At 64.2% G+C, this 7,786-nt stretch carries 6 protein-coding genes; all 6 read right to left on the bottom strand.

Features of this window, described 5'->3' with window-relative positions; all coding sequences use genetic code 11:
- Nucleotides 1-3,614, bottom strand: a 3,614-nt coding sequence (locus H597_RS35420) for a FimL-related protein (RefSeq protein WP_211232083.1), incomplete at its 3' end; no start/stop codon positions are given.
- 37 nt (nucleotides 3,615-3,651) lie between these two features.
- A complete protein-coding gene (locus tag H597_RS0125390; RefSeq protein WP_028104582.1) occupies nucleotides 3,652-5,979 on the bottom strand; it encodes a methyl-accepting chemotaxis protein in 2,328 nt (775 codons plus the stop codon).
- Nucleotides 5,980-6,038: 59 nt separating this feature from the next.
- Nucleotides 6,039-6,584, bottom strand: a complete 546-nt coding sequence (locus H597_RS0125385; RefSeq protein ID WP_028104581.1) for a chemotaxis protein CheW — start codon at nucleotides 6,582-6,584, stop codon at nucleotides 6,039-6,041.
- Between the two features lie 3 nt (nucleotides 6,585-6,587).
- A complete protein-coding gene (locus tag H597_RS0125380; RefSeq protein ID WP_028104580.1) occupies nucleotides 6,588-6,953 on the bottom strand; it encodes a response regulator transcription factor in 366 nt (121 codons plus the stop codon).
- A 25-nt stretch (nucleotides 6,954-6,978) separates the two neighbouring features.
- A complete protein-coding gene (locus tag H597_RS0125375) occupies nucleotides 6,979-7,374 on the bottom strand; it encodes a response regulator (protein WP_028104579.1) in 396 nt (131 codons plus the stop codon).
- 169 nt (nucleotides 7,375-7,543) lie between these two features.
- The gene (locus H597_RS0125370) at nucleotides 7,544-7,696 is read right to left on the bottom strand and encodes a rubredoxin (RefSeq protein WP_028104578.1); all 153 of its coding nucleotides are present in this window, start codon (nucleotides 7,694-7,696) and stop codon (nucleotides 7,544-7,546) included.
- Nucleotides 7,697-7,786: the final 90 nt, after the last annotated feature.

Here is a 7,786-nt window from a genome sequence, read left to right as displayed (position 1 = left end):
GCAGCCGGAGCGAAGGCTTCGATTTCCGGTTCAACAGCGGCCGGAGCGAAGGCTTCAATTTCCGGTTCGACGGCAACAGGGACGAAGGCTTCAATTTCCGGTTCAACGGCGGCCGGAACGAAGGCTTCAATTTCCGGTTCAACAGCAGCCGGGGCAAAGGCTTCGATTTCCGGTTCAACGGCGGCCGGTGCGATCGCTTCGATCTCCGGTTCAGGCAGAGCCGGGATGAACGCCAGGATTTCTTCTTCGGTCGCAGGTGCGGCCTCGGCAGCGACCGGCGGCACCAGGTGCAGCGGTTCGGCGGCAGGGGCGGCCAGCGTCAGTTCCGGCAGGTCCAATGCGTCATCGAAAGCCGCTTCGAACAGGTTGTCGATGTTGCCGTCCTGGGCCACCACTTCCGGCTGCGGCGCGGCGGCATGCGCCGGCTCGGCCGGTGGCTCGGCGACCAGGCTGTGATAGGTATCGCTGAACAGGTTGTCGAGGCGCGCTTCCAGCTGCCCCGCTTCCGGTTGCGCGACGATTTCTTCCAGACGCTGGTCCAGCGCATGGCTGGTTTCCGGCGGATGCGCCAGTACGTCGCGCAGCTTGTGCAGCGCTTCGATCAGCTCCGGCTGGTCCGGCGGCAGTTCGCCGGTGGCGAAGCTTTGCAGCATCTGGCGCACGCGCTCGATCGCAAAGTCGAACAGGTCGTGCTGGGAGGCGTCCAGGTGCGGCGCCGGCGGCTGCAGCTGCTGCAGCGTGGTTTCCAGCGCATAGGACAGCTCGCGCAGCGGCTTGAAGCCCACCGTACCGGAGGTGCCGGTCAAGGTGTGCACCGCTTGCAGCCCTTCCGGATTGACCGGACGTTGTTCGTGGCGCCATTCGCCAAAATCGCGCGACAGCAGGCGGACCAGTTCATCGGTCTCCGCCATGTAGATGTTGTACAGCGGCAGCGGGATCGCCAGGCCACCGACGAACTTCATATTGTCTTCGGCCGGCAGCTCTGGCGCGGCAGGCGCGGTGGCGCTCGGGAAATCAATGACGTTGGTGGCACGCGCTGCCGGTTCCACCTCGTCCACCGGGGCCAGATTCAGTTCGGCGGCCGGTGCCGTTTCCAGCGCGTCGAGCAAGGGCAGCTCGGCGCTTGGGGCGACTGGCAGGTCCAGGTCGGCGAAATCGACTTCGGCCACGGCCAGCGCATCGGCGCTGGCTTCCTCGATGCCCGGCAGGTCGAAGTCGAATGCGGCGTCGGCCTCGGCCGGCACGCTGGCAACAATGATTTCCTCGACGGCGGCGGGCGCTTCGGCGACCGGTTCCACGGCCGGCGGCGCGACAGCGGCCGGCGGTTCGGCGGCGGCAGGCGCAACGGCGGCAGGGCGCTCGAAGGCGCCGCCATCCTGCACGCGCGTGGCGGCATCGATGATCGGCTGCTCCTGGCGCGCCGACGTACCGGTGCTGGCCAGTTCGTCGACCCAGACCGACATTTCCTCGCTGGCGTAGCCGAGCAGGCCGAACAAGTGCTCATTGGCGCGGCGCTCTTCCGCCAGCCACATGTTCATCACCTTTTCGATCGCATGGCCGGCATCGCCGAAGCGGTTCAGGCCCACCATGCGGCTGCTGCCCTTCAGCGTGTGGAACGAGCGGCGCAGCATGGTCAGCGTATCCAGGCTGGAGATTTCTGCGTGCGGGCGTGCCAGGGTTTCGCGCACGAAGGCCAGCACTTCCTGGGCTTCGCCGATGAAGATTTCCAGCAGTTCGGCTTCGACCTGCTCGTCGCCGGCGGCGCCGGCTTCGGGCACGGGCGCGGTCAGCACCGGCTCGGGTGCCGCTTCCGGCTCCGGCAGTGCTTCTTCCAGCACCGGGATCGATTCGGGACCGGAGATCTTCTTGAATGGAACCGCACGGAAGGTGCCGTGCTCCGGGTCGAAGGTGAAGCGCTCGCGCGCACCATCCGGATTCTGGGCCAGCATGTCGACGAAGAAGCCCAGCGCGCCGACGTTCTGCGCGATTTCGTCCAGTGACTTGGCTTCATGCGCGGAATCGGACTGGGTGGAAGCCAGGCGGCCGATCTCGATGCGCACGTGGGCCGCGGCGTTCATGGCGTCGTCCTGGTCCAGGATGGCGCAGGCGCCGTGCAGCTGGTGCAGCACCTTGTCCAGGTCGGCCAGTTCGGCGCGGTGCGCCGGGTCGTTGTAATACTCGTCCAGCACCTTCTCGATCTGGCGCAGGCCGGTCTTCATTTCCTGGGCCAGGGCGACGATGGTGTCCTCTTCGTGCAGCTGGCGCGCCAGGCTGCCCTGCCACTGTGCCGGCTGCGGCACGGCGCCGCCGGCCTGCAAGGCTTGCAGGCGCGCGGCGATGGTATCGGCGTGGGCATTGAAATCGTCCGGCAGGTGGCGGATCTGGGCAATGCCGTGTTCGGCGAACAGCAGCGCCGTCACCATTTCCAGGCCCAGCGCTTCGCTGCGGCGCGCGCCGGCGGTATTGCGCGCGGTATCGGCCAGCTGGCGCAGCAGCGCCGCCAGGGCGCCCAGTCCCAGCATTTCGCTGGCGGCGGCGACCTTGGCCAAAGATTGGCCGAAGTCATTCTCCAGGTCCGCATTGTTTTCGCTCTGCTCCATGCGCTGCCAGACGGCGCGCGCGTGGGCGATGCCGTCGCGCGCGGAGGCCAGCGAATGGTCGTCGATGCGGCCGTAGCGGCGCGTCTCGAAATCATGCGGCACCATGCCTTCCAGCGCATAGCCGGCACGCAGCTGGCGCGCCAGCGGCGGCATGGTTTCCGGCTCGGCCGAAGCGATGAAGAACAGCGCTTCGCGCAGCACATTGTCCGGCAAATCCGGCGAGCCGGCCGACAGGCGGCGCAGCTGCAGGTTGATCAGGCCGAACAACTGCTTGACGTAGCGGTTGCTTTCCTGCTGGCCGCCCACCACCAGCTCGGCGAAGGCCTGCATGGCGCGCCAGAATACCCGCGCCTTATAGTCGCGCTGCTGGTCGGCGACGTCGGTGATGGCTGCCTGCAGCGCCGCCGCGTGGATCGCCTGGCTGCCGGCGTCAGCCGCTTTCAGGTAAGGCAGCAGGGCGCGCTCGAAACGCTGGCGCAGGGCCTTGTAGTCCGGCTCTCCGGCCGGCAGCCCGGCCGTAGGCATGGCGGCCGGCAGTTCCGGCACGTGCGACACGTCCGGGAAGAACAGGTCGGCCGGGTGCACCCGGTCGATGCCCAGCAGGTCCTGGATGTCGCGGAAGAACGGGAACAGGCGGACCGGCTGGAACGGCGCACCGGCCAGCAGCTCCTCCAGGAACTCCACCAGCGCCTGGTACATATTGGCCAGCAGCTGGACATGGTCCGGCGTGCATTTCAGGGTGCCGTCGCGCATGCGGTCCAGCACCACTTCCGCCAGTTGCGTCAGCAGCGCCACACCGTCCACGTCGACCATCTGCAGGGCGCCGTGCGCCTGGTGCAGGTGGGTCTTGGCGTGCATCAGCGCGGTGGTCTGATCTTCCGGATCACGACCGCCGGCTTCAAACAAGGCGGTGCGGGAACGGGCCAGCGCTTCGCGGATTTCACCCATGACCCAGGACAGCGGTCCGGTATCGTATTGCGGCAAAGCGGTGAACGAAAGATCAGGTTTGCTCATAGATTCAATAAATTAAGCAGACAACTTGGAGCACTAATCAGGCGCCAACACGGAATCGCGACACGGAGTTCTTCAACTCCTGCGCCAGGGAGGTCAGTTTGCGCACCGAGATTGCGGTTTGCTGGGTACCTTCCTGGGTTTGCTGGGTCACCTGCAGGATGTGCTGCATGTTATGCGCCACGCCGTTCGCCGACGTCGCCTGCGTACCGGTCGCGTAGGAAATGCCCTGAATCAGCTCCGCCAGACGGTCCGAAACCTGGGAAATGTCCTGCAGTGCGGAACCGGCCGCGTCGGACAGTTTGGCACCTTCCACCACACCCTGGGTCGATTTTTCCATAGCGGCCACCGCGTCGTGGGTGTCGGTCTGAATGGTCTTCACCAGCGCACCGATCTGCTTGGCCGCTTCCGCGGAACGTTCCGCCAGTCGCTGCACCTCTTCCGCAACCACCGAGAAGCCGCGGCCGGCTTCACCCGCCGAGGCCGCCTGGATCGCCGCGTTCAGCGCCAGCACGTTGGTCTGTTCGGTAATGTCGGAAATCAGCTCGGTAATTTCACCAATCTCCTGCGAGGATTCACCCAGTCGCTTAATGCGCTTCGAGGTTTCCTGGATCTGTTCGCGGATCTCGTCCATACCCTTGATCGCGTTCTGCACCGCCGTCGCGCCCTGGCGCGCCGCATTAACCGACTGACGCGCAACGTCCGCCGATTCGGCCGCGCTACGCGACACGTCGGTAATCTCGTTGGCCATCTTCACAACGGTGTTGGATGCTTCCTGAATTTCCTTCGACTGTGCCGCCGATGCGCTCAGCAGGTCATTGGAAATGCCTTGCGCGTGGGTCGACGCGGACGTCACCTGCTCCGCCGTCACCGTCACACGGCCCACCAGGCCGCGCAGCTCTTCCACGGTATAGTTCACCGAGTCGGCAATCGCACCGGTAATGTCTTCCGACACGGTGGCCTGCACGGTCAAGTCACCGTCCGCCACTTCTTGCAGTTCGTTCATCAGGCGCAAAATTGCGGCCTGGTTCTGCTCGTTAATGGCCTTGGTTTCCTCTTCCTGCTGCTGCGCCTTCAGACGCATCGCTTCCGCTTCCTGGCGGCGGCGCTCGGAAGCGCGGCCCCGGTTCTGGGAATCGAGCAGCAGCACGCGGCCGATCGCCGCGGCGGAGAGCAGGGTCAGCACCAGGCCCACCACCATCAGCCAGAACGCCACGCCCAGCGAGTCCTGCTGCTCGCGCAGCTTGGTCTGCAGGGTCGCGAAGCTGGCACGCACTTGTTCGTTTTCGGCGAACAGCAGTCGTTCCGCGCTCTTGGCGGCGGAGAATTTTTCCAGACGGTCCAGAATGAACTTGACCAGCTTGTCGTAGTCCTCGAAGCCCTTTTTCAGCGCTTGCAGGTTTTCACGCGTTTCGCCGTCCTTCACGGCCGGCAGGCCGAGCGTATCGCTGCCGCCCAGGAAGCCTTCCACGGTCTGGCGGAACACGGTGGCGTCGCGTCCCAGCTGGAACGCGGTTTCGGAGGAGGACACGCCGCCTTCGGTCAGGAAGGCCGAGGCGCTACGGCTCATCCGCTGGGTCAGCATGCCCAGCTTGCCCAGCGCCGCCAGTTCCTTGGCGCTGCCGCCCTGCTTCAGGCGCGCGCCCGCGACTTCCTCGGTCAGCGACAGCAGGTCCGGCGACATGGCGTTCAGTTTCTGCAAGGTCTCGTCCAGACCGGCCAAGTCCCACTTGTATTTGGCGATGGTGGCCGCGGCCTTGTCGGACGCGGTCCACTTCTTGCGCGCCTCGTTCAGTACCGGCAGCACATTGCCCGGCGCCGACAGCACCGAGTGGCCGGCGTAGCGGCCGCCCTCGGCCAGGGCCAGCAGGGCGCGGTTCAGTTCGCTACGGCTGTCTTCCAGCTGGACGGTGGCATCCTTATTGCCCTTAATCGCGTTTGGCGCCGCCTTACCGATACGCTGGGAGTGCATCAGCACGTCCGAGGCGATCTGGGTACGGGTCGAGGCCACGCCGCTGTTGTACGCGTTCCATGCCACGAACACCACCGACAGCAGAATCGACACACCCAGGGTGGTGGACAGCACGCTCAGCTGGCGCGCGCTCGGCAGGTGGCCGATCAGCGGCAGCTTGACGTTGGCCGCCGCTTCGCCGACGCTGCTCAGGCCCAGGCGCTGCATCAGGCCGAGGCCGCGCGCGCCCTCCGGCGACGCTTCGCCAGCGGTGAAATCGGCCGTGACCGGCTCGGCGGCCGTTTCATTGGCAGGCGTGCCTTCGTAGGCCGAATTGGTGAAACTGGAAAACTCCGAATTGGAAGCCAGCTCGACGCTAGCCTCTGGCGCGGAGCGCGAGAACAATTTAAATGCCATTACTACATCCCCCGATAACTTTCGATTTGGTGGCGCCCGCCCGGTTGGCGGTACGCGAATTACAGGCCGATTTGCAGGAACCGTGCATCACGCACCAGCTCGGCCAGGTCCAACCTGGTCCATTGCTGCGTTTCGCGGTCTTGGAATTGCTGGCCGCCCCAGGCAGGCTGCCCGCTGTCCGATGGCTGCTCAGCCATCTCATCCAGGTTGCGCAGGCCCAGCACGCGGCCGACCAGGATTGCGCAATTGAAGCCCAGATGCGTCGCAAACGTTATCAGGCGGCTGTCCGGGCCCGGCGGCGTGCCGGCATCGCCCAAGTAGCGCGCCAGGTCTACCACCCCGACCAGGTTGCCGCGGATGTTCGCCAGTCCGCGGTACCAGTCCTGCGACAACGGCACCGCCGTCACCGACTGGAAAGGCACGATTTCACCCACCTGCGTCAGATCCAGCAGGCAGCGGCGGCCGCCCAGCAGCACGCCCAGCTCGCGGCCGGCATTGCCCGTGCCGGCCCTGGCGGCCTGCATGCGCTCCAGCAACGTGACTTGGTACTGCCGCAAGCGGCTGCGGCGTTCTGCGCCCGTCGGCGCCTGCTGATCGGTCGCCATCGGTTAACCGAGCGCCGCGATCTTGGCCAACAGCTCGGCCGCGTCGACTGGCTTCACCAGGTAATCCTTGGCGCCCTGGCGGATGCCCCAGATGCGGTCTGTTTCCTGGTTTTTGGACGAGCAGATGATCACCGGCACGTCCTGCAGCTCCGGATCCTTGGCGATGGCGCGGGTGACCTGGAAGCCGTTCTGGCCAGGCATCACCACATCCATCAGGATCAGTTGCGGCTTGTCCGCCTTGATCTTGGCGAAGGCTTCTTCGCCGTTTTCTGCGGTGGAAACGGTAAACCCGCTGCGCACCAGGATATCGGTCAGGTAGTAGCGCTCGGTAGGCGAGTCGTCTACGATCAGGATTCGTTGAATTGCCATGCTATGCCTCTGTAATACGATGTTTTCACGCGCTGGCAGCGGTGTGCTCGCGCACCGCTGCCAACAGACTGTCTTTGGTAAAGGGTTTGGTCAGGTAGGCGGCCGAACCGACCATGGCACCGCGCGCGCGGTCAAACAGGCCATCCTTGGAGGAGAGCATCAGCACCGGCGTGGTGTGGAACTTGGCGCTCTTCTTGATCAGGGCGCAAGTCTGGTAGCCATCCAGGCGCGGCATCAGGATATCGCAGAAGATCAGCGCCGGCTGCTGGTCGTTGATCTTGGCCAGCGCATCGAAGCCATCCTCGGCCAATACCACCTGGTAACCCGCTTGGGTCAGGAAAATTTCGGCCGACCGACGAATGGTGCTGCTATCGTCAATCACCATGATTTTCAGTCCGGTTCCTTGTGGTGTAGTCGTCATTTCAAATGTAATCACCCTATAGTACCGCTACGATAGCACAGGGCGCAGGTCTGTGGCTCAACCTGCTGCTGAAAAGAAACACTTATTTATTTAACTACTTGGAAACATTAATTGAGCGGAAATTAACTCAATTGCATGGGATGTAATAGCCGCCTGCCATTGTTTGCTATCAGATTGCTACCATTTCGAAATCATCCTTGCGGGCGCCGCACTCCGGACAGGTCCAGTTCATCGGTACATCGGCCCAGCGGGTGCCTGGGGCGATGCCTTCTTCCGGCAAGCCGGCGGCTTCGTCATAAATCCAGCCGCAGATCAGGCACATCCAGCTTTGGAATTCCTGGCTTGGTTCAATGCTGCTCACGTTGAGTCACCCTCTAATAAAGTAAAATGCTGAATTAGGTATCTTAATCTA

The organism is Pseudoduganella violaceinigra DSM 15887 (assembly GCF_000425385.1).
GTDB lineage: Bacteria > Pseudomonadota > Gammaproteobacteria > Burkholderiales > Burkholderiaceae_D > Rugamonas > Rugamonas violaceinigra.
Note: the sequence above shows the minus strand (reverse complement) of the source record. Positions and strands in the feature narration are given on the sequence as shown.

Excerpts from the sequence above, each read along its gene's own strand:
- H597_RS0125390 (WP_028104582.1), bottom strand. The coding sequence starts at position 5,979 with ATGGCATTTAAATTGTTCTCGCGCTCCGCGCCAGAGGCTAGCGTCGAG.
- H597_RS0125385 (WP_028104581.1), bottom strand. The coding sequence starts at position 6,584 with ATGGCGACCGATCAGCAGGCGCCGACGGGCGCAGAACGCCGCAGCCGC.
- H597_RS0125380 (WP_028104580.1), bottom strand. The coding sequence starts at position 6,953 with ATGGCAATTCAACGAATCCTGATCGTAGACGACTCGCCTACCGAGCGC.
- H597_RS0125375 (WP_028104579.1), bottom strand. The coding sequence starts at position 7,374 with ATGACGACTACACCACAAGGAACCGGACTGAAAATCATGGTGATTGAC.
- H597_RS0125370 (WP_028104578.1), bottom strand. The coding sequence starts at position 7,696 with ATGTGCCTGATCTGCGGCTGGATTTATGACGAAGCCGCCGGCTTGCCG.